This window comes from Terribacillus saccharophilus, assembly GCF_002272745.1.
GTDB lineage: Bacteria > Bacillota > Bacilli > Bacillales > Amphibacillaceae > Terribacillus > Terribacillus saccharophilus_B.
Genome location: NZ_NPBD01000014.1, coordinates 59,566 through 81,489, shown reverse-complemented (window position 1 = coordinate 81,489; position 21,924 = coordinate 59,566). Strand labels below are relative to the sequence as shown.

The window sequence follows — 21,924 nt, the reverse complement described above, 5'->3', positions numbered from 1 at the left end:
TGCTTTCCGTTAGTAAAGGTCTTTTTCTTTAGCTTCCTCAATATACTTCTGGATCAGTTCCATCGGGAAGCCCTTTCGATAAAGCGCCATCTTAATTTTCTGATTTAGCTCGTAGCCTTCCGCTTTTTGCGCATATTTGCGCAAAAGCTTGTCTCCCTGATATCGGACAGCCTCAAGCTCTGCATCTGTATCCTGATCTGCATCCGAGAGTGCCAAGGACACTGCTTCCTTGGCAGCAGCACTTGAAAAGCCTTTCGAAAGCAGCTGCTGCTGTGCCTGCTGAATTTTCTCCTGATGAGATTTCTTTGCTTTTGTCTGCAGTTTCGAACCGGCAAGCTTGACAGCTTTCTCCAGCTCTTTTTCGAATGTGTAATACGTCATCGCTTGATCTGCCGTGGCCCCATTAATACCTTTTTCCTGCAATTCCTTTCGGATGACACGCGGACCTTTACTTGTCGTATTCACCTTCGTTCGAACAAAAGCGCCGGCAAAAGCGGCATCATCGGTATATCCCTGTTCCTCCAACCTGGTTAGAGTCTCATCGACATGTGTTGGATTCTGCTCCTTCTTCAGCAAATACGTTTTTATTTCTTTTTTGGAGCGCATCCGGTAGCTTAGATATTGTATAGCAAGGGTAAAACACTTATGTGCAGCATCTTTTTCAATAATCGACTGCAAAGCTTCCTCGGATATTTCCTGTCCTTTGGTGATACCGCTAGTGATCAGGACATCTTCATCGAGACCGAAGCCAAACTTTTCACCTTTGCCGTTGTCGAGAAAGATATTATAGCGCCCGATATTATTTTTTTGGGTCGTGATTTTCGTGATTTTCACCATATTCGACACCTCTGTGTCTCTATTTTAACACGAAATGACACCATACAAAATTGTAAGCTCACCTAATATAAAAGGAGGAATCAATCATGAATATCGTCATTAGCGGCGGAACGGGTTTCGTCGGAAAGCAGCTGGCAGAGACACTGATTGAGAAGGGACATCATGTGTATATCCTTACTCGATCACCAGAGAAAAAACTGGATACAAAACAAGTCACGTATATTGGCTGGCTGAAAAAAGGATTCGATCCACTTTCCCAGCTTCCGGAGATTGATGCTGTCGTCAACCTGGCTGGAACCAGCCTATTCGGCAAGTGGACCAAGGAAAAAAAGGAAGATATCAGAAGCAGCCGCTTGGAAGCTACGGAAACACTTGTTGATATGATCGGGAAAATGTCGAAGAAGCCGAAAGTCTTCGTCAGCGGTTCTGCTGTCGGCTATTACGGTACAAGCGAACAAGATGCTTTCACCGAAGATACAACGAAGCGCGGACAGGATTTTCTGGCAGACGTGACATATGAGTGGGAAGAAACCGCCAAGCAAGCAAAAAGTCTCGGAATCCGGACTGTACTTGCACGCTTTGGCATTGTTTTGGGTGATAAAGGAGCACTTCCGCTCATGCAGCTGCCTTTCCGTTATTTCGCAGGCGGTAAGATAGGCAGCGGTGAACAATGGCTTTCCTGGATCCATGTTCTAGATGCAGCAGGGTTGATTGCTTATGCAATCGAACAGGATTCCATCAAAGGACCGCTCAACGTAACTGCTCCCTCTCCGCGACGGAATAAGGATTTCAGCAAGACACTAGCCAAGACACTGCATCGCCCTTATTGGACTGCAGCACCAGCTCCAGTCATACAGAAAGCTTTGGGTGAAATGAGCACGTTAGTTCTCGAAGGACAATGTGTTTATCCGAAAAAAGCGCTCGACAATGGGTACCAATTCCGATTCCCTGCCTTATCCGATGCGTTGGAACAAGCTTTATAATTATCTGCATGATGTATACTGACATTATGTTAGTACCAACTGACTTGTGCACAATTATCTAACCCAAAGTTGTGGATAATGTGCATAAGTCTATTTTTAGTTTATTTTACAAAGATGTTACTGTGGATAATGTTGTTAATAATTCACCTAATTAAATTAATAACACTTAATCTTACTTTACATCGAGTACTTAAGTAGATTAATTCAGTACATAAGATTAAAATAAACATAACGGTTATTCGCCTTTATATTAGGCTATAATGATAGAACGATAGAAGGAACGATAGAATTACGGAACAGCGGGCCAAAGAGGAGAGGATTGCCATGCCAGATCTACAACGTACCAAACCGGGGAAATTCAGCAAATTTTTCCTGAATAATAAATTTGTCATCGCGATGCTGATTCTTTTCATCATCGGGCTGAATGTACTCATCTATTCACGAGTATCATTTATTTTCACACCAATTGTCGTCATCGTGAAAACAATTATATTGCCCATCATATTAACCGGTATTGTCTATTATTTGACAGTGCCGATAGTCAATTACCTAGAGAAAAAGCGTGTGAAACGCATTTATTCCATCATCGTCCTCTACCTTGTTATCATTGGATTACTGACAATTCTTATCAGCTTAGTTATTCCTGTACTGAAGGAACAGACATTGAGCTTGATTGAAAATAGTACCGACTATTTTGAGCAAGGCATTGACGTGGTCCAATCTATAACAGGCAGTAATATAGTCAATCAGATTCAGCAATCAGGCAATTTTGATTTCAATCAGATTCTGAATGAGTTACAGACTCGCGGAACTAGTATGCTGAATAATTTGTTCACTAACTTGACGAGCTTTGTCGGCGCAGTAACAGAAGTAATCATAGCTATTGTAACAGTGCCTTTCATCCTCTTCTATTTACTGAAGGATGGCAAGAAACTGCCAGTCTATATTTTAAAATTGCTTCCAGTACGCTTTCGCAGCCAAACTTTCGAAGTAATGTCAGAGATGAACCATCAGATCAGTTCCTACATACGCGGTCAGATAATTGTCAGCTTTGTCATTGGTATCCTGCTGTATATCGGCTATTTGATCATTGGTCTTGATTACGCACCAGTACTTGCCGTCATCGCGGCGTTCACTAGTGTTGTTCCTTATCTTGGACCAGCGATAGCCATTACACCTGCGATCATCATTGCGATTGTTACATCGCCGTTCATGCTCCTGAAGCTGATCATTGTCTGGACGGTTGTTCAGTTAGTAGAAGGAAAGCTGATCACACCGCAGATTATGGGCAGAAACATTCGCGTACACCCAATTACAATCATATTCGTTATCCTTACTGCCGGAAATCTATTCGGCGTAGTTGGCGTTATCTTAGCCGTTCCGGGATATGCGATTCTGAAGGTCATCGTCACGCATACCTTCCATTGGTTCAAAAAGAGATCACATCTATATGAAGAAACAACCAAAACAAACTAAAACAGGAGCTGCATCTCGCAGCTCCTGTTTTTTATGGCTTCAATAGTACTTTGATGTTATTATCCGACTTTTCATCGAATATTTTGTAAGCTTCTTTTGCTTCACTAATTTTCATTGTGTGTGTGATGATATCCGTAGGATCGAATACCCCTTCCTCTACCATCTGATATAGCTTCGGCATCAGATGGATAACTGGAGCCTGTCCCATTGTAAGCGTCACGTTCCGCGTGAAGAAATCACCAATTGGGAATCCATTTGCTTCTGTTCCATATACGCCAGTCAGCTGAACGGTTCCGAATTTACCCACCGCTTCACTTGCTGTAATGATTGGCTGAATTGTTCCGAACTGATTGTCATGTTCAGAACCGAATGTTACACCTTCCGGAACTGTTCCATCCATACCGACACAATCAATTACAACATCAGCTCCGCCATTTGTATCGCTATGAAGCAAAGAACCGATTTCAGGATTATTGGTAAAGTCATAGGTTTCTACATTATTCATCCGTTTAGCATGCGCGAGTCGATGCGGTACATTATCTACTGCAATAACGCGCTCTGCACCTTTCAGCCAAGCAAACTTCTGCGCCATCTGGCCAATTGGACCTGCACCCAAGATGATGACAGTATCCCCTTTTTTGACTCCGCTGTTTTCTACACTCCAATAAGCTGTTGGGATTACATCGGATAGGAATACAACACTTTCATCCTTCAGTTCACTTGATTCAGGTACTTTGAAGGAGGTGAAATCAGCAAATGGTACGCGCAGATACTCCGCTTGCCCCCCGGGATAGTCACCGAACTGATCTGCAAACCCGAATAATCCTCCTGCATCGGTATGCGGATTACCATTCGAGTTATCACATTGACTTTCCATCTGGTGGTTACAATAATAGCATTCGCCGCAGCCAATATTGAATGGGATGACAACACGGTCTCCTTTTTTCAGGTTTTTCACATCAGGTCCCACTTCTTCTACAATACCCATCGGCTCGTGACCAATGATATAATCCTTCTCCGGCATAATTCCACCATGATACAAATGCAGATCAGAACCGCAGATACCAGTTGCTGTTATACGTACGATCATATCGGTCGATTTCTCGATTGAAGGAGCTTCTACTGATTTGACTTCGATATTTTCCTTACCTTGGAACGTGACTGCTTGCATGGTACCAATCTCCTTTATCCAGTTAGTTGAAAGACTATACCTTTTGCCTGTTAAACCTAAACCTCTCAAAACTTCTCTTGAAAAAATGAAACTATTCCTTAGTGGCGCACGTCTATATAAATGAGAACGATAAAATATGTTTTCTAACAGTATTACTTCCCACATATTTCGTTCGTCTCACCACACTTATTTCTAACAACAACAGAAAAGCAGGCAGCCCCCGCTGCCTGCTTTTCCCCATTTTTGAGTTCTCGCTTCCTCTCTCTGCTCACTTTCTTTATAATAGATAGGTGAACTATTTTTTAATTTCATTTTTCCGAGAAAACTTTACATCATCTTGAGTCATCTGAGCTGGAAAAACCTATTTTACTCAGCTCTTTCTGCCAGCGGCCAAACGGTGCTGTCAGCATTCGAAAGGAGAGCACTATGTTTAAAGTCATTGCAATCGACTCAAATCAAGTGAAGCTTGAATTCGTCGGAAAGGACGGAGAAGTATACACTTTTGACTCATATGAAGAAGCAGAATCCTTCATGCAGCATGTGAAGGCAAAAGATACGCTGCCGGAACGATACCGGGTGCTCGTAAAAAAGATTGACTAAAGCCCCTTCCTTGCATGACAAGGAATTGTTCCTCATAATAGAAACTAGAAGCAAACAAGGAGGTACACCTTATGAAATGGAACCTAAAACAGCTCCTGGAGAAACGGCATGCTTACACGCCAAAGGCAAAAGCATTGCTGCAGGATAAGGAAAAATCGAAGGAGCTCCTTGCTAATGTATCAACTAAAGCAACGGATAATAAAGGTAAACTCGCGGAAATCTGGTCAGATTTGCAGTTGATGGTGGACATGCTCCGCGACTGGCGCAAAGGTGCGTACACCCACCTGCCTACGAAATCGCTGCTAATGATTGCAGCAACCTTCCTCTATTTCCTTAGTCCAATTGATTTTGTACCGGATTTCATTCCAGGAGGACTGCTTGATGACGTTGCGCTCATCGCCTTCACCTTTAAGCAGATACAACAGGATGTAGCAGCATATAAGCAATGGAAACATCAGCAGCCGATTGAACCCCAGACAACTGGTGCAGCGGGTGCATTGTAAAAAAGAGTGCAATTTGCACTCTTTTTTTTCGGGTTAAATTTCCCATTTTGCTTTTTCGTAGGAATCTGTTATATTTATAGATTATGAGCCCAAATTTTGTTTTGGGTCTTAATTGTTTTTTAGATTATAAATTGATAGAATCTATGTTGTTGTTCAGTTCAACTCAATATGACGCCTGATAAGAAAATGAAGAGGTGAAAGATAATGAAGAAGCTTTTGGCTTCAAAAAAAGGATTTTTTACGCTGGCTGTGATTTTCTTATGGGCCAAGACGTATTTTTCTTATAAACAGGAATTCAACCTGGATATAACAAATGCTATGCAGGAATTCCTGCTGGTAATAAACCCACTTAGTGCGAGCATTGTATTTCTGGGGCTTGCATTCCTAGCAAAAGGCAGAAGAATGGGGATTTGGCTTTTAGTCATTGATTTCATCATGAGCTTCTTGCTTTATGCCAATGTCCTGTACTACCGATTCTTTAATGATTTCATTACCCTGCCAACATTAAAGCAAACAGATAATTTAAGTTCCGGCATGGGCGGCAGTATCTTCGGACTGATGGAAGGCTATGACTTCATCTACTTCCTAGACATCATCTTGCTGATCGTCTTTTATATCTACACAAGAAAGAATTGGAGTATCGAGCGCCTTGCTTTCCGCAAGACAGCCATGGTCATCATCTCCGGTGTGGCTCTATTTGCAGTCAACCTTGGCCTGGCCGAAGTCGATCGCCCGCAGCTGCTGCAGCGTACCTTCGACCGCACGTACTTAGTGAAATATCTTGGACCTTACAACTATACAATTTATGATGCAGTACAAAATGCGAAGACTTCTACTCAGCGAGTTATGGCAAGTCCGAGTGATTTATCCGAAGTGACGGAATTCACTGAGGCAAACTATGCTGAACCGAATGCGAAATACTTCGGAAAAGCAGAAGGCATGAACGTCATTAAAATTCATTTGGAAAGCTTCCAAAGCTTCCTGATCAATTACAAATTGAATGGCGAAGAAGTTACACCATTCCTGAATTCACTTGTGAATGATAAGCAAATAACTTATTTCGATAACTTCTTCCACCAAACAGAACAAGGTAAAACCGCAGACGCAGAGCTGTTAATGGATAACTCCCTATACGGACTTCCGCAAGGATCTGCTTTCTCTGTAAAAGGTACGAACACTTATCAAGCAGCGCCTGCCATCCTGAACCAGGAGCAAGGCTATACGAGCGCTGTATTCCACGGTGACGAGAAGACATTCTGGAACCGTGATGAAATTTACAAGCAATTCGGAGTCGATCACTTCTTTGATTCCACATATTACAACATGGAAAACTCGGTTAACTACGGTCTGAAGGATAAACCATTCTTCGAGGAATCCATGCCGTTGCTTGAATCACTTAATCAGCCATTTTATGCACATATGATCACGCTGACGAACCATTATCCGTTCACACTTGATCCAGAAGATGCTACGATCGATAAAGCAACAACAGGAGACTCCACTGTTGATAACTACTTCCAGACAGCGCGATACCTGGATGAATCACTGGAACAGTTCTTCAACGACCTGAAGGAATCCGGAATGTATGATAACTCTGTTATCCTGCTTTACGGAGATCATTATGGTATCTCGACTAACCACAATCGTGCTATGGAAGAGATTACTGGAAAAGAAATGACGGATTATCAAAATGCTCAAATGCAGCGTGTACCGCTCATGATCAAGGCTCCAGGTCTTGAAGGCGGCGTAAACCATACGTATGGCGGCGAGCTTGATGTCCTTCCGACACTTGAACATTTGCTCGGTATTGACTCATCGAAGTATATCCAGTTCGGTACAGATCTACTGTCCGAGGAGCATAACGGTATTGTAGGCCTACGTAATGGTGATTTCATCAGCAAGGATTACACCGTACTAGGCGACACGTATTACGATACTGCCACTGGAGAAATAGTCGAAGATGAAGCCAAGATTGAAGAAATCAAAAAAGAAAAAGAAGACTTAGCTAAGAAGCTAAGCCTCAACGATAAAATCCTTTATGGTGACCTGCTCCGTTTCTATGATCCGGAAGGCTGGACGCCAGTAAAAGCGAGTGATTATGATTATAATAATCGTTCGGAGTCTGAGGAAGAATAATTGTGAAACACCTGCCTAGTATGGCGGGTGTTTTTTTATACAAGCCTAATTTACCAATTTCTTTAGACAATACCCTGCAATATCGATACAATTATGAATGCTGTATATAATAGAAAACAGGGAATACATCATGTAGCATCTTGCTAAAAGGAGGAACGGCCTTATCGGAAGCTTCATCTATGCCATATCCATCATTCTAATCGGACTTATCATCGGCAGGGTCATCCGGATAATCGCCGAGAAATACCGGCTTCCGGAATGGTTCTCACTTAATTATTTCATGAATGCGCTGATTCGGGTCGTCCTGCTCGTCCTGAATCCAATTATCTTAATTAGTGCCTTCTGGTCAGCTGACCTTACTAATGTCAAACTGATCTACTTACCAATCTTCGGAATCATAACAATATTCCTTGGTGCAGGTCTGGCCTTACTCTTCTCTAAATGGCAGAAGCTGCCGAGAGATCAGATTGGATCCATGTTCGTTTCTGGAGCATTTCTCAACCTTGGAAGCTTCGGTTTGCTTTTCTGTGTGCTGTTCATTGGCGAGCAAGCAGTCGCATATGCTGCAATGTTCCGTCTGCTTGAGGAATTCACGTACTATACGATCATCTATCCAATCGCAAAATCATACGGGACAATCGAAGAGAATAGTTCAGGATCACGTGTGGTGCGGATAATAAAAGATCCATTCATTATGATCACCTTCTGCTCTATCATCATTGGTGCTGCGCTGAACCTATCCCCAATAGATAGATTTGAATGGCTGGGCGCAAGCAATTCAACCCTTGTTGCATTGGCATCCATCCTGCTTCTAATCCCGATTGGCTTCAGTATGCGAATTGCATCGGTAAAGAAATACTGGAATTTGAGCATTTGGCTGATTCCGATCAAGTTCCTGGCTGTACCGCTTGTCATCACTGGTGGTGCCTATTTACTTGGACTTGGCAACTTGTATGACGGTATATTATTACAGGTGCTACTCATTATGTCTGCTATGCCACCTGCAGTAGCTTCTCTTGTACCGCCGCGGCTGTACAATCTCGACATGGAGCTGGCCAACTCAAATTGGATTGTTGCGACATCTTCGCTTATTGTAGTGGTACCAATATTATTCGTCCTCGTTAATTGGATGAATTGAAAAAAAGCTGCTGCCTCACATTTAGAGGCAGCAGCTTTTTTAGTCTTCCTTAGCGGAAATATATTCGTTTTCCGCTTGGCCTGGTCCATTGACATTATTCTTGAACTGGCTCAATCGGCCATTCCGTTTTTCGCCATGGTTCTTGTTTTCCTTGAATTGATGATCATTATTGGGCTTTTTCTTCGGCATGATAGAACCCCCTTTTCTCCTAGTATGCAGAGAAGGACTCTAATTATTCCATCTTACCCGCAAGCAACTGCTGTTGTGATGCGAATTCCCGGTATAGATCATGACTTTCAAACAACTCTTCGTGTGTTCCGATGCCAGTGATCCGTCCTTTTTCGATAAATACGATTTGATCTGCATCTACAATTGTCGATAGTCGGTGAGCTATTACGAAGGTAGTTCGATCTTGCATTAAATTCTGTAATGCCTGCTGAACGTATATCTCTGAACTGCTATCAAGACTCGAAGTCGCCTCATCCAGCATGAGGATCTGCGGATCACGTAAAAGCGCCCTTGCAATCGCAATACGCTGCCGTTGCCCGCCTGATAGCTTCACTCCCCGCTCGCCAACTTTTGTTTCATAGCTATCAGGAAGCTCTTCTATGAACTGCTTGGCATAAGCCATTTCTGATACGTGTTCCAGCTCTTCCTGAGATATTTCCCTTTCCAAACCATAACAGATATTTTCACGTATAGTACCGGATAACAGCGCCGTCTCTTGTGCCACATATCCGATTTGGCGCCGCCAATCATGCAGTTTAAAATCCTGTATAGGTGTGTTATCAAGTTGGATTGTACCGCTAGTTGGCTCATAATAGCGCTCTAGCAAACCAAATAGTGTGGATTTCCCCCCACCGCTTGGGCCGGCAATCGCGGTCACCTTCCCAGCAGGAGCTGTAAAACTGAGTTCATGCAAGACCTGTTCTGCTTGATAAGCAAAACTTACATGGTTGATATGCAAATCTCCATCCACGCGATGGATCGGTTCTCCTTTATCGCTATCCTCTGTATCTTCTCCAAGTACATCATAAATACGTTCCGTTGCCCCCATTGCCTTCTGAAGATGGGTAAAGAACATGGATAGCTGCGTCATCGGCATGATGATCTGGAACAAATACAGAATGAACGCTACCATGTCACCTGCGGATAATGCTCCGGATGCAACACGGACACCACCGTAACCGATAATGGTTACAAGTAGCAGCATCATGATGAAGAGCATGAGCGGCGACAATAACGCTTGAATCTTTGCTTCTTTCAAGCCGTACGTAAATAAAGAGCGTATTCCTTTGTTACCACGTTCCAGCTCTACGTGTTCTGCATTCGAGGCTTTGACAAGCTTCATCTCCGGCAGCACCTGATTGAGGACTGCAGTGAACTTCGCTGTCTCCTCCTGCATTATTTTTGATACCCGATACATCTTGCGCCCAAGAATCATGATGATCCCAATTGCAATCGGAACTGCAAGCAGCATGACAATCGTCATCTTCCAGTCAAGAACTAGCAGAATAATAATCGCTCCGACTATGGAAATAATACCTGTAACGAAACTAGTCAGATGATCCGTGATTAGCTCTTTTACAACCGCTGTATCATTGGTCACTCGGCTGAGCGTCTCTCCTGTCTCATTATCATGATGGAACCTGATAGGCAGATGCAATAGTTTGTCCCATAGCCTCTCGCGCAGCTTTGCCACGACATGATGGCCTATTTTCGCGAGCAAGTAGATGGACAATCCACTAGCTAATGCCTGCAGCACAAAAGCGATAACCAAGATTGCAATTTGCACTCCTGTAATGGATTGCCCGGAGAAACCATCCACTAAATTCTTTGTAAACAATGGTACGGTGAATCCGACACCTGTCGTTAATAAACTCATCACCAACGCGACAATGACAATCACCTTAGGCGGTTTAGTACCTTTGACCAACGCCAGAAATAAGCGCCAATCAAATTTCTTCGTTTCTATTTGATTCTGCTCCATAATGTTCCCCCAAGTTCTATTAATTGTTTATCATCTGCCAAAAGCATTGCATATCCTTCATGAGCATTCGTCACGAAATATTCTTCTTCCTTCCTCATAAAAGACAGATCCTCTGGAAGTTCTGGCTGCTGCCAATAGAAAAGATTTTCCGCTGCCTGCATTATCAACTGCTTAGATTCCGGACAAATACGGTAATAATAATTCGGTACCGATACATTAGCATCGAAAAGGTTAGCTCTTGTACCATTATCATAAACAATTTCCTGCAAATACGGCTCCAGTTCTTGCAGCAGGCGATGCAGCGTTTGCTTTTGCCCCATCATCTTCTTAGGAAGCACGGCAAAACTGACTGTATCACAACTATCAAATAATCTCTCCAGCAATTGTATATACGCCTCTTTAGTCAGATCGGTTTCCTTTAATTCATACATCTTGTCCCCTCCATAAAAAGAGGAGTTCTCATGCCGAGAACTCCTTACACCAATGATAGGAATTTTTCTTCTGAGATAATCCGCAGCGGACGTCCGTACTCAATCATTCGCTCCGCTTGGACGAGCTTACTCGTTTTCTTGCCGGCAGCAAATTTCTCATAATCTCTAGCTCCGACAACGAGATAGCGGGTAGACGTGTCCATTTTATCTGTGTGCACGCCGCCTACATTGACGAGTCTTTGGATTGCATCCTTTCGCTTCAGACTCTTCATCGTCCCCGTGAACATCACCTGTTTCCTGTAGAACGGGTGGGCTGGATCAAATTGATCTGTCTGTGGTTTGATATCCCCGTATCTTGATCTGCTGCCAGAAGAGCTTGTATCATGGATGCTTTTCCGGCTGACCTTCAATGCTTTGGTCAGTTCCTCTATACTCTGGACTCCAGAATCCGCCATCGCATGCAGGAAAATATTTGCCGCTACCCGCGCATCCTCCATGGCATTATGGTGCTCGAACGTGATCTCCTTGCTGGCAGCTAACGTATTCAGCCGATGATTCTCCATATCCGGCCACACCTTCTTGCCGATAATCCGCGTACATAGATAATCAAAATCCGGCATTTTCAATCCGTAACGTGCCACCGCTTTACGAATGACACCCATATCAAAACTCGCATTATGCGCAATTACGACATTACCAGCCAGATAACCGCTTAGCTTCGGCCAGATTTCCTTGAACGTCGGCGCATCCTCTACATCTCGCGGAAGAATTCCATGCACTTGGATATTCTGTTCTTCAAAGTCCATCAAGGGATTGATTAAGGTATACCATTCATCAATCACACCCGTCTCATCCGCTACGGCAATACCTACCGAACAAGCACTTGACCAATATCGATTCGCCGTCTCGAAATCTATACTCACAAACCGCACTGCATCGTCCTCCAAATCGACTTTTTGTTAAGTAGATTATATCATAGCAGCCGGTAGAGTCCGATAATCGTGCTTATGAAAAAATGTTGCCAGTAAAGGAAAGAAGCGCTATAATATTTTTGTGACGATGAATTAAATACGGGGCATTAGCTCAGCTGGGAGAGCGCTTCGCTGGCAGCGAAGAGGTCAGCGGTTCGAGCCCGCTATGCTCCATCTTTCAAAAACCCTTAATTTTAAGGGTTTTTTCTTGTTTAAAAGGAAATAGTTACTGCATTTTTAAGCTCGTGCCTCAGACTTAACTAAAAGGTTCCTCTAACATCATTACCTTCCTTCTATCTATCTTTTACACTTCTATACATATTCATTTATAACAAATCTAGCATAAGAACCAACCTACGTTTCTAGTTACCCTTTGCTTTTCATCTCCATAGTTCCTTTAGAAAGCCCCCCTGAAAACGTACATGGACGGTGCCTTCCATTTCTCTTTCTAGACATTTCACTCTAGCAGACAAACATACATTTCGACAATTTAGGTATAAAAATCTAGTCCATCTATTCGAATTTGAATATACATGTAAAAAACAGGTCGGGGGAGGTTCAAACTTCCGAACTAAAAAAATAAAAGGAAGGAAAAAGGAGTTGTGTAAGATGACATTAGAAATAGGAATTACAGTATTTACATTCCTAGCTACTATGCTGGTCATCTTCTGGAGGCCGCGGGGACTTAATGAAGCTGTCCCAGCAGCAGTAGGTGCCGCGATAATTTTATTGACAGGAATAGTTTCAGGGCCTGATGCGGCAGATATAATGGATAAGATTGGAGGCGCCGCTATTACGATCATGGCCACAATCGTCATGGCGGTTATATTGGAGAGTTTCGGTTTCTTTCACTGGGTCGCTGCAAAGTTAGCTAATTTAGCTCGAGGTTCGGGGTATCGGTTATATTGGTACATTCAACTCCTATGCTTCTTAATGACACTCTTATTCAATAACGATGGAAGTATCTTAATTACAACACCAATCCTAATTTTACTACTCAGGAATCTCCGCTTACCGACACATCAGCAAATTCCATATTTATTGAGTGGTGCCCTTATCGCTACAGCCTCAAGTGCACCGATTGGAGTAAGCAACCTCGTTAATTTGATTGCCCTGGAAATAATCGATATGTCACTTTACATGCACACTGCTATGATGTTTGTTCCGGCGACATTAGCATTACTGTTCATGTCTTGGCTAATGTTCATCGTTGTGAAGAAAAGATTGCCTAAATCATTACCGGAATCTGTAAAGGATATAGAAGAAAACTTTTTTACGCAACACTTCAAACCGATAAAAGGCAGGAAGGTATTTACAGACACTAAACAAAAACGATCAAGATTCATGCTTATATTATTGTTGTTTGTGTTCTTGATGCGTTGCCTACTGTTTGTTGCCTCTTATCTGGCCATCCCAATTTCAATCGTAGCAGTTCTCGGTTCTCTTGCGTTGCTTGCATGGCGCTGGTATTACTTGCGTACAAACCCAATCGACATTATCAAAAAAACACCATGGCATATACTCGTTTTCGCCTTTTCCATGTACGTCATCATTTATGGATTGCATAACATCGGACTAACAGAAATGCTTGTTAAATATAGTGAACCGATTGTAGGCCAAGGATTGATGTATGCAAGCTTTGCCATGGGTGGTCTGGTTTCCATCCTATCTAACTTCTTCAATAATCATCCAGCATTGATGATCGGAACATTTACGATGACTGAAATGGGACTTGACCCAATCACTTTAAAGACAATTTATCTAGCAAGTATCATTGGCAGCGACATTGGATCTCTACTGTTGCCAATCGGAACACTGGCTTCACTAATCTGGTTATACATCCTGAAACAACATGATATCAAATTGAAGTGGATGGACTATCTCAAAGTATCGCTTATTGTCATCCCTATTTCCACCATAGTTGCCTTGTTCCTACTCTATTACTGGGTCAAAATAGTTTTTAGTTAGGGGCAGGATTTAATGGCATATACTCTCCGATTTAGAAATGAAATAAGGGATTCAAACAACCAGGTCCATCTTCAAGAACCCCTTATCATGAAGATAGGTATATACTTAGGTTCATTTTTACAGTATGCAACGGGAAGTAATAGTGAACTAAGTAAAACACCTAAATAGATATCGTCGATCATGTGTGCGCAATATTACTGCTGTGATACATCAATGACTTCCATTTTAACCCTGCATATACTGTCATTAAAATTAACAACAGCACAAGCCAGCTATACTAAAAGCAGACACTTTCATAAGAAGGTGTCTTTTTATTACATAAATGGCCCCCTTGGACTACAAAGGGGCCTTTCTTATTTAGTAATACAATGTCAATTATATATCTGGTGTTCCTTTATATACTGATAACAGCTCTCCGGCAGCAAATATCTCGGTTCCCCTCCAACAGCAAATTCGTCACGGATATAAGTGGAGCTGATCTCCATCGCCAGTCCTTTATCAATCAGATGGAAGGTTTGACCGTCATCGTGATTGCGCAGCAGCGGCGAATGGCTGATTACCTTTAGCATGTCAATATCGTTACGGGCCATGACTATAAACTGGTTATCTCGTACAAGTGCTTCACTGTTGCCCCATTTTCCAGCTCCAATATCCTCCAGCAGGTCTGCTCCCATGATAAAATAGACTTCATCATCTGGATAGATCCCTTTAAAGTGGGTTAACGTCTGCTCGGTATAAACATTCCAGGCTTCCTGCTTCATTTCGTAATCATCTGCAATATAGCGGTCATTGTCTTGTATGGCCATCTGTACCATCTGCCATCGATGTTCGTCTGTCGTATGAAGCTGTTTATCCTTGCGCTTACTGGAGCATGGCAGGAAAATGACTTTATCCAGCTTGCAGCGATGAGCCACCGTACTGGCAGTCCATAAGTGGACATTTGTGACTGGATCGAAAGAAGAACCATAGATTCCGATTTTCCCCATGCTACTTCTCCTCCAACTGTGATTTGATGCGCTCGATCAATTCCATTTTATTATTCCAACAAGCTGTGCTGAGATCGACAGGATAGGCTTCAGGATTATGCGTTCGTTTATATTCATCCCATAGGAAGGTAAGGCTGTGTTTTACATAGTCACGTGACTCCTCTAAAGATGGTAGCTTGTAGACGAGTTTGCCGTTTTGGAAGACAGGTACCTGTAATTCCTTCGCCTCAAAATCTGTTACGAACTTACTGATGTACGGGTAAGTTGGATGGAACATTTTCAGCCGCTCTGCTTCCTCTGGCTTCTCATCCTTGAGCGCAATGTAATCTCCTTCTGATTTCTGACTTGCTCGATTGATGATCCGATAAACGCGTTTAAGTCCTGGTGTTGAAACTTTTTCAGGATTGGCACTGATTTTAATTGTATCGACCATATCTCCATTATCATCCTCAATGGAAACTATTTTATATACTGCTCCTAATGCTGGCTGATCAAACGCAGTAATTAGCTTCGTTCCGATACCCCAATTGGTGATTTTTGCACCTTGAGCTTTCAAAGCACCGATAGTTTCTTCATCCAAATCATTGGATGCGGTGATCTTTGTTTCTGTAAAGCCTGCTTCATCGAGCATCTCCCGCGCCCGCTTGGATAAGTAGGCTAAGTCTCCGCTATCCAGACGAATAGCATTGAACCGTATTTTATCGCCCATTTCTTTCGCTACTCTGATTGCATTTGGCACGCCAGACTTCAACGTATCGTACGTATCAACAAGAAATGTACAATCCACATGAGTTTCTGCATATTTGCGAAATGCTTCATACTCATCACGATAGGCTTGCACTAGCGCATGCGCGTGTGTCCCAGCTACCGGTATGCCGAACTTTTTGCCTGCACGCACATTGGACGTGGCATGAAAGCCGCCGATAAATGCCGCTCTTGTTCCCCAAATAGCTGCATCCATTTCCTGTGCCCGTCTGGAGCCGAATTCCATTGCTGTATCGCCTTCATCTAATACATGCATGATACGAGCTGCCTTCGTAGCAATGAGCGTCTGGTAGTTCACGATATTAAGCAAAGCCGTTTCAATCAGCTGCGCTTGCGCAAGCGGCGCTTCAACCCGGATGATTGGCTCGGTACCGAAAACAAGCTCCCCTTCTTGCATGCTGTACAAATCCCCAGTGAAGCGCAGGTCTCGTAAATAGGCGATGAACTCCTTCTCATATCCTAGCTCCTGCTCCAGATAGTCCAAATCAGAATCTGAGAAACGGAACTCTTTCAAATAATCAATTACTCGTTCCAAGCCAGCGAAAACAGCAAATCCATTACCGAATGGCTGTTTGCGGAAAAACAGTTCGAATACAGCTTTGCGATTGTGTTTGCCATCCTTCCAATACGTCTGGGCCATATTGATTTGATAAAGATCCGTGTGCAATGCCGTGCTATCATCCTGATAATGTGTCATCGTTCCGCTCCTCCTTCTGTAATCTCTGCTCCTAACGCGCTTTTAAAGTGATGCAGGGCGTATGCATGCCCCTCTTGATTGAAACTAGCAACAGCATCTGAGTGAACAACGATGTTGAAGCCATAATTATAGGCATCGACCAGTGTATGGAAAACACAAATATCTGTCGCTACACCAACAGTATGAATCTCCTTGATACCCCGCTCATTCAGTCGCTGCAGCAAATCGGTCCCTGCAAAAGCACTGTATCTTGTTTTATCCATATAATAGACATTCAATTCATGCTTGGCAGACTCATATGCATCCGACAGCTTGCCATAAAGTGCACGTCCCTCTGTCCCATCTATATTGTGCGGCGGATACAGCTTAGTTTCTGGATGGTATGCATCCTTCTCCTCATGCTTATCGATTGCAAAAACTACATAGTCACCGTTCTCAATGAATTCAGAGGTAATCGCTGTAAGTCGTTCCTCGATTTCACGTCCTGGCACCCCGCAAGTCAGTGCCCCATCTTCTGCTACAAAATCATTCGTATAATCGATATTTATTAATGCTTTCATCTTTCATCCTCCTCTGGATTAATGACGAGCTGTATAAATCGATTGCTTCAATTCTGCATCAATGAACCGATAAAGCTGAGTTGGCAGCTTGGATGTTCGCTGTGTCTTCTGCCCTTCAACTGCTTCGATGAAAGGCAATGTTTTAATTTTACGTGCAAAAGCTTGCTCATTTTGAATTGCTTTGTCATCCGTTATGGTCAGCAAAACTGCCTGCAGTTCCGAGTAAGTAAACAGCTCTGGCAAGAATTGCTTTGCTACTGTAGTTTGCAGTAAATCTCGTGTTATATGAGTAATAGCATGGCGGATGATACTGGCATGATCGAATGCTAAAAGATGCTGCTCTAGATCTTGTACAGGAAACAGTTCCACTTCTGCGGCATCATCATTCGCTTTTCTCTCAAATAATCTGTGTTCCGGGACAATGGCATAATGTGCATTCGAGATGATCCACCCACGTGGATCACGTCCTGGCTCATCGTAAACACCAAAGTGTTTCAGATGTATTCCTGCTATTCCCATCTCCTCTTCCAATTCCCGACTGGCTGCCTCCATCGCTGTTTCTTCCGGTGTTACAAATCCTCCTGGCAGTGCCCATTTACCTGCTTCGATGTTCAAATTCCCTTCGGTATCCTGCTCGGCACGCTTGATTAGCATTAACTTAAGCTCCATTTTTGGCGGTGCATATGCTTTGGTCTTTTCAGAAGTAATGGTGAATACAGCTATATCCGATGTATAACCATCAGGGGTACGATATCGACTAACATCATAGGGTTTCTCTTCTTTATTCGACTTCAATATGTTAATCTCCTTTTAATTAACATTATGTTAATTGTTAATTGTATTATATGCAAGATACATTCTCCCTGTCAATGATAAACAAAAAAGCCTCCTCCTATAAGGAGAAGACTTTTAAGTCTGTGTAAAGATCATGACAGTTGCACTTGCTGCAATAACGAAGACAATCAAATAAACTCCCGTCATTAGCTTTTTCTTATTTAAGATAGACTCAACTGAGAATAACAGAAACATAATAGACAAAAGCGGCAGCATCAGCTGAGGATTCACTTCATAATCCCGGTCGATATATCGATAGAGGCCAAGTGCAATGACTATGATAGCGAGCAGAGCGTTTATTTTTCGTAACATTTGCTTTCTTCCCTTCCAAGTCGCATGATACCATAGACATAGACAGTATAACAGGACATAGCTTCTTGTTGAATAGAAAGGTTGTATGAATTATGCCCACTTATGATGAATGGCAAGTGACATATAAAGAAACGGCCATCCGCGAGATCCATAAATACTTCCGAATTTATCAAATCGGCAACATTACCGAAGGAGTTTTGGAAGCAGGATCTACCCGAATAGCTCAGCAAGCTGAGCGTATCGATGATGACACATTTGCTTCCTTGCTGGAACAAATCAGCCGCAGTCTAGCCGCTAATGAGATACAGGATGTGAGAAATAAGTATTACGAATTGGAACAGCTGCCTATCTAGCCAGCTTGGGAAAGTACCCTCCAACACGGCTCAGATATTTTTTCTGTTTTCCGTTCTTTTTTTCCATGCCGCCGAACTCAAAGATTTTCACTTTCCGGATCCCTACGTTTTATACCTTCCTGCACTGCCTCGAAAAAGGCATAGTTAAGTGATGTATGATTCGGATGGGCATATATTAACAATGCGTTCATCAATTTCCTCCTGAAAGTAAGATACCTGTTATACGGCAAGAAATTAAATAAAGTTACAAAAAAAAGAATGCAGCGATATGCTGCATTCTTTTTGCTTCTGTTCAGGCTGTGAGTACAAGAATAAGGATCGCTACTATTTGATAACCTGCGCCGATGATACTCGTTGCCAAGCCTCCTATTGCCATCCCTTTCCCTGCCCTTTCCGGATTCTTCGCTTTCCTTATCGTATGTAAAGCAAGGATGAATCCGATAATGCCGAAGAAAATGCCGTATAAAGAAAGAAACAAACTGATGACCCCGAATACGAGCGATAGAAGTGCTGTTTTCTGCATGGATCAAAACTCCTTCTTTCAAGTTCTGACTCCATTGTATCTCTACGAATCCTCGATTGTCCTGTTTCGTAACTTTTCTAAATTATTTTATCCCTAAACAAAAAAGTGCCCTCTTAATGAGAAGACACTTTAGAATTTCTGCTTTCTTCTGTTGGCCATATGTCCTCATCCACATTATGGATGCCAGGGACACTGTTAGCAGAGAAATGCGGATTTTTACCAGCTCGCTTTTGCTGGCGGTAGTCATGCAATGCACGGAAGGCAATATTACCTAAAAGAACAATAGCTATTAAGTTGATAAACGCCATAATTGCCATGAAGATATCAGCGATACCCCAAACAAGGTCAAGACCTGCCAAGGAACCAACTGCTACAACTGCAACTACCGCAAGACGGTAGATGAACACCCATGTTTTACTTTTTTTAATAAAGTTGATGTTCGATTCACCATAGAAGTAGTTTCCAACGATAGACGTAAAGGCAAACAATAGTACCATCAGTGCGATGAAAATACCAGCCCATGAACCAACTAGGGATTCCAGCGCGTTTTGAGTCAGGACAATACCATCATTTTCTGTTGACGTATACAATCCAGATAATAGAACAATGAACGCTGTTGAGGTACACACGCCGAAAGTATCTACATATACGCCAAGCGTTTGAATCAATCCCTGTTTTACTGGGTGAGATACATTTGCTGTTGCAGCTGCGTGTGGCGCACTACCCATACCAGCCTCATTGGAGAACAATCCTCGTTTGATACCCTGGATGATAGCAATACCGAATGCACCGCCAGAAATTTCCTTAATACCAAAGGCATCTTGGAAAATAATTACGAAAGCATGCGGAATTTCCGTAATGTTGAAGATGATGATTCCAAGCGCAAGAAGGATATATCCCCCTGCCATGATCGGAACGATAACCTCTGAAACTTTTACAATAAGCTTGGTGCCGCCAAAGATGATAATAGCACTGCCGATCGTCAGCAGAACAGCCATCAATTCTTTGCTCACACCGAAAGAGTTATGAAAGGCACTTACAATCGTATTTGCCTGAACAGTGTTAAATGCCAAGCCAAATGTGAGTGCAATAATAACTGCGAATGTAACACCCATCCAACGTGCTTTAAGTGCTTTTTCCATATAATAAGCTGGGCCGCCTCGGAAGGAAGCACCGTCTCTTGTCTTATAAATCTGAGCCAATGTTGCTTCGACAAAACCTGAAGCAGCTCCAAGGAAGGCTATTAGCCACATCCAGAACACAGCACCTGGACCTCCGACGGATATCGCAATGGCAACTCCTGCCATATTTCCAGTTCCAACACGTGCGGCTGCACTAATACAAAAAGCCTGGAAAGAGCTTACGCCTTTTCCGTCCACTGTTTTTTCACCGATAAGTTTAAACATTTCTGGTATCATAGTAAGTGTGGTGAATTTCATTCGGAAGGTAAAATACAATCCTACCAACACTAGGATGCCGGCCATGATATATGTCCAAATGAAATCGCCTGTATCTTGTATAATTTCTAGAAACACTTTCTTCTCCCCTTGCTATCTAAAATGCACATGCTAAATAATGTAACAAAATCTGACATGGTATGCAATGTTTATTCCTTCCAGACTGTCAGAAAGATTGTAGAAATTAGTAGAATTTAAACTGAAAAGGAAGATAAATCAGATGAGTAAACAAAAAGATAAAAAACCTTTCCGTTATCCATTGGCATTTACAGTAGGCATCATAACTGCCATTCTTTTTGGAATCGCTTTTCAGAGCCCTACTGTTGGACTGGCTGCAGGATGTATGTTAGGCATCATTTTCGGTACAATGCCCAAGGGAACGAAAAAGGAAAAAGAATGATGATAGCGATACGTCCCTACGAATCAGAAGATCTGTCGTCAATTATGGAATTGCTGAAAGATGAAAGCTGGACTACCCTCGCAGCTGATCCTGATCGTTTCGATCAAGCTATGAAAGGCTCGGCCCCTGTTCTTGTAGCATTGCATCAGGATAAAATCTGCGGTTATATTCGTTGTATCACAGACCAAGTCATTACTCTTCTCGTTGCTGAGCTGCTCGTCGCTGGGAAGATGCGCGGACAAGGAGTTGGCGGCAAGCTGCTTCAATCAGCACATGACCTCTTCCCTTCTACGCGGATGGAGATGCTGGCAACAAGTACATCAAAATCCTATTACGAACAGAAAAAATTTCGGCCTTTTTATGGTTTCCGAAAAACATATGCGGAGTAAGTCTGCTTACTCTAGTACATATGATATATTTTTCGATAAGTTGTTTGTTAATGTGCACATTGGGAATACATTACTAACTTATAAGAGGAGGTAATGAAAATGGCACATGAAAATCGCGCACAGAATGCTGTGGAAAACCTATCCCAAGAAGATAAGAACGATATTCTGAACAATTTCCAGAACTTCCAAGATTATTTAGGGAACAAAGTGAAACAAGGTGAACGCCTTGGTCTAAGTGAAGAAGCTTTAACAAAAGCCGCTCAGCGTGTTGCTGATTATTTAGCTGATAAAGAGGAACCTCGCAACCGTGAAGAGTATTTGCTCAAACAACTGTGGCTGGCTGCTGATGAAGAAAACAAGAAGCCGCTTGCGAACACACTCGTGAAACTTGCAGATCAGACAAACTAATACGAAAAAAGCGAATCCGAATTGGATTCGCTTTTT

Annotated in this window: 24 protein-coding genes and 1 tRNA gene; 12 read left to right on the top strand and 13 right to left on the bottom strand. The window is 42.6% G+C overall.

Annotated elements, in window-relative coordinates; genetic code table 11:
- Positions 1–9: 9 nt before the first annotated feature.
- Positions 10–837, bottom strand: a complete 828-nt coding sequence (gene recX, locus CHH58_RS14050) for a recombination regulator RecX (protein ID WP_095262707.1) — start codon at positions 835–837, stop codon at positions 10–12.
- A gap of 86 nt (positions 838–923) precedes the next feature.
- On the opposite strand from recX, the gene CHH58_RS14045 reads away from it, so the two are divergent.
- Together CHH58_RS14045 and CHH58_RS14040 are read left to right on the top strand one after the other, a co-directional pair.
- The gene (locus CHH58_RS14045) at positions 924–1,820 is read left to right on the top strand and encodes a TIGR01777 family oxidoreductase (RefSeq protein WP_095262706.1); all 897 of its coding nucleotides are present in this window, start codon (positions 924–926) and stop codon (positions 1,818–1,820) included.
- 324 nt (positions 1,821–2,144) lie between these two features.
- Positions 2,145–3,296 (top strand): AI-2E family transporter, encoded by a 1,152-nt coding sequence (locus CHH58_RS14040; RefSeq protein WP_095230638.1) that lies wholly within the window; start codon positions 2,145–2,147, stop codon positions 3,294–3,296.
- 31 nt (positions 3,297–3,327) lie between these two features.
- On the opposite strand, the gene CHH58_RS14035 is transcribed toward CHH58_RS14040, so the two are convergent.
- A complete protein-coding gene (locus tag CHH58_RS14035) occupies positions 3,328–4,467 on the bottom strand; it encodes an alcohol dehydrogenase catalytic domain-containing protein (protein WP_095230639.1) in 1,140 nt (379 codons plus the stop codon).
- Between the two features lie 426 nt (positions 4,468–4,893).
- Here CHH58_RS14035 and CHH58_RS18485 point away from each other — a divergent pair, with 426 nt between their 5' ends.
- From CHH58_RS18485 to CHH58_RS14020, 4 genes are all read left to right on the top strand, one after another.
- Positions 4,894–5,067, top strand: a complete 174-nt coding sequence (locus tag CHH58_RS18485) for a hypothetical protein (protein ID WP_170937639.1) — start codon at positions 4,894–4,896, stop codon at positions 5,065–5,067.
- 71 nt (positions 5,068–5,138) lie between these two features.
- On the top strand, positions 5,139–5,570 hold the full coding sequence (locus tag CHH58_RS14030) for a YkvA family protein (RefSeq protein WP_095230640.1): 432 nt from the start codon (positions 5,139–5,141) through the stop codon (positions 5,568–5,570).
- A gap of 204 nt (positions 5,571–5,774) precedes the next feature.
- A complete protein-coding gene (locus CHH58_RS14025; RefSeq protein ID WP_095233405.1) occupies positions 5,775–7,706 on the top strand; it encodes an LTA synthase family protein in 1,932 nt (643 codons plus the stop codon).
- Between the two features lie 280 nt (positions 7,707–7,986).
- Complete coding sequence (locus CHH58_RS14020) at positions 7,987–8,844, top strand: AEC family transporter (RefSeq protein WP_095233404.1); 858 nt, start codon at positions 7,987–7,989, stop codon at positions 8,842–8,844.
- Between the two features lie 39 nt (positions 8,845–8,883).
- Here the strand turns inward: CHH58_RS14020 and CHH58_RS18480 are convergent, their stop codons facing one another.
- Genes CHH58_RS18480 through CHH58_RS14005 form a run of 4 tightly spaced genes read right to left on the bottom strand, consistent with a single transcriptional unit; the run spans position 8,884 to position 12,197 of the window.
- Entirely contained in the window at positions 8,884–9,033 is a 150-nt protein-coding gene (locus CHH58_RS18480) for a hypothetical protein (protein ID WP_164072018.1), read from the bottom strand.
- 43 nt (positions 9,034–9,076) lie between these two features.
- On the bottom strand, positions 9,077–10,834 hold the full coding sequence (locus tag CHH58_RS14015) for an ABC transporter ATP-binding protein (RefSeq protein ID WP_095262705.1): 1,758 nt from the start codon (positions 10,832–10,834) through the stop codon (positions 9,077–9,079).
- Positions 10,816–11,265 carry a hypothetical protein gene (locus tag CHH58_RS14010; RefSeq protein ID WP_095233402.1) on the bottom strand — a complete coding sequence of 150 codons (450 nt, stop codon included), beginning with the start codon at positions 11,263–11,265 and terminating at the stop codon, positions 10,816–10,818. The genes CHH58_RS14015 and CHH58_RS14010 overlap by 19 nt, the downstream gene beginning before the upstream one ends.
- A gap of 44 nt (positions 11,266–11,309) precedes the next feature.
- Positions 11,310–12,197 (bottom strand): exonuclease domain-containing protein, encoded by an 888-nt coding sequence (locus CHH58_RS14005; RefSeq protein ID WP_170937638.1) that lies wholly within the window; start codon positions 12,195–12,197, stop codon positions 11,310–11,312.
- Positions 12,198–12,337: 140 nt separating this feature from the next.
- Here CHH58_RS14005 and CHH58_RS14000 point away from each other — a divergent pair.
- Both CHH58_RS14000 and CHH58_RS13995 read left to right on the top strand, forming a co-directional pair.
- A tRNA-Ala gene (locus CHH58_RS14000) sits at positions 12,338–12,410 on the top strand.
- Positions 12,411–12,845: 435 nt separating this feature from the next.
- The gene (locus CHH58_RS13995) at positions 12,846–14,204 is read left to right on the top strand and encodes an arsenic transporter (RefSeq protein WP_095261056.1); all 1,359 of its coding nucleotides are present in this window, start codon (positions 12,846–12,848) and stop codon (positions 14,202–14,204) included.
- Between the two features lie 371 nt (positions 14,205–14,575).
- Here the strand turns inward: CHH58_RS13995 and nadD are convergent, their stop codons facing one another.
- The 5 genes from nadD to CHH58_RS13970 form a co-directional block, all read right to left on the bottom strand.
- Entirely contained in the window at positions 14,576–15,190 is a 615-nt protein-coding gene (gene nadD / locus CHH58_RS13990; protein WP_095261055.1) for a nicotinate (nicotinamide) nucleotide adenylyltransferase, read from the bottom strand.
- A 1-nt stretch (position 15,191) separates the two neighbouring features.
- The gene (locus tag CHH58_RS13985) at positions 15,192–16,652 is read right to left on the bottom strand and encodes a nicotinate phosphoribosyltransferase (protein WP_095230648.1); all 1,461 of its coding nucleotides are present in this window, start codon (positions 16,650–16,652) and stop codon (positions 15,192–15,194) included.
- Positions 16,649–17,212: a cysteine hydrolase family protein gene (locus CHH58_RS13980; protein WP_095262704.1), complete on the bottom strand. Its 564-nt coding sequence runs from the start codon at positions 17,210–17,212 to the stop codon at positions 16,649–16,651. Before CHH58_RS13980 ends, CHH58_RS13985 begins: the two co-directional genes overlap by 4 nt.
- An 18-nt stretch (positions 17,213–17,230) precedes the next feature.
- Positions 17,231–18,007, bottom strand: a complete 777-nt coding sequence (locus CHH58_RS13975; RefSeq protein ID WP_095262703.1) for an NUDIX domain-containing protein — start codon at positions 18,005–18,007, stop codon at positions 17,231–17,233.
- Between the two features lie 114 nt (positions 18,008–18,121).
- Positions 18,122–18,358 carry a hypothetical protein gene (locus CHH58_RS13970; RefSeq protein ID WP_095230651.1) on the bottom strand — a complete coding sequence of 79 codons (237 nt, stop codon included), beginning with the start codon at positions 18,356–18,358 and terminating at the stop codon, positions 18,122–18,124.
- A gap of 92 nt (positions 18,359–18,450) precedes the next feature.
- Between CHH58_RS13970 and CHH58_RS13965 the strand changes: the two genes are divergently transcribed.
- Complete coding sequence (locus CHH58_RS13965; RefSeq protein ID WP_095230652.1) at positions 18,451–18,711, top strand: hypothetical protein; 261 nt, start codon at positions 18,451–18,453, stop codon at positions 18,709–18,711.
- A 292-nt stretch (positions 18,712–19,003) separates the two neighbouring features.
- Here CHH58_RS13965 and CHH58_RS13960 read toward each other — a convergent pair whose 3' ends face one another.
- Together CHH58_RS13960 and CHH58_RS13955 are read right to left on the bottom strand one after the other, a co-directional pair.
- Positions 19,004–19,234, bottom strand: a complete 231-nt coding sequence (locus tag CHH58_RS13960) for a DUF4190 domain-containing protein (RefSeq protein ID WP_095230653.1) — start codon at positions 19,232–19,234, stop codon at positions 19,004–19,006.
- Positions 19,235–19,347: 113 nt separating this feature from the next.
- A complete protein-coding gene (locus tag CHH58_RS13955; RefSeq protein WP_095230739.1) occupies positions 19,348–20,718 on the bottom strand; it encodes an alanine/glycine:cation symporter family protein in 1,371 nt (456 codons plus the stop codon).
- Positions 20,719–20,911: 193 nt separating this feature from the next.
- On the opposite strand from CHH58_RS13955, the gene CHH58_RS13950 reads away from it, so the two are divergent.
- The 3 genes from CHH58_RS13950 to CHH58_RS13940 all read left to right on the top strand — a co-directional run bounded on the left by CHH58_RS13950 (position 20,912) and on the right by CHH58_RS13940 (position 21,888).
- Positions 20,912–21,091, top strand: a complete 180-nt coding sequence (locus tag CHH58_RS13950; RefSeq protein ID WP_095262702.1) for a hypothetical protein — start codon at positions 20,912–20,914, stop codon at positions 21,089–21,091.
- A complete protein-coding gene (locus tag CHH58_RS13945; protein ID WP_095262701.1) occupies positions 21,088–21,480 on the top strand; it encodes a GNAT family N-acetyltransferase in 393 nt (130 codons plus the stop codon). The genes CHH58_RS13950 and CHH58_RS13945 overlap by 4 nt, the downstream gene beginning before the upstream one ends.
- A 99-nt stretch (positions 21,481–21,579) precedes the next feature.
- Positions 21,580–21,888: a DUF3243 domain-containing protein gene (locus CHH58_RS13940; RefSeq protein ID WP_249275142.1), complete on the top strand. Its 309-nt coding sequence runs from the start codon at positions 21,580–21,582 to the stop codon at positions 21,886–21,888.
- The last annotated feature ends 36 nt before the right edge of the window (positions 21,889–21,924 follow it).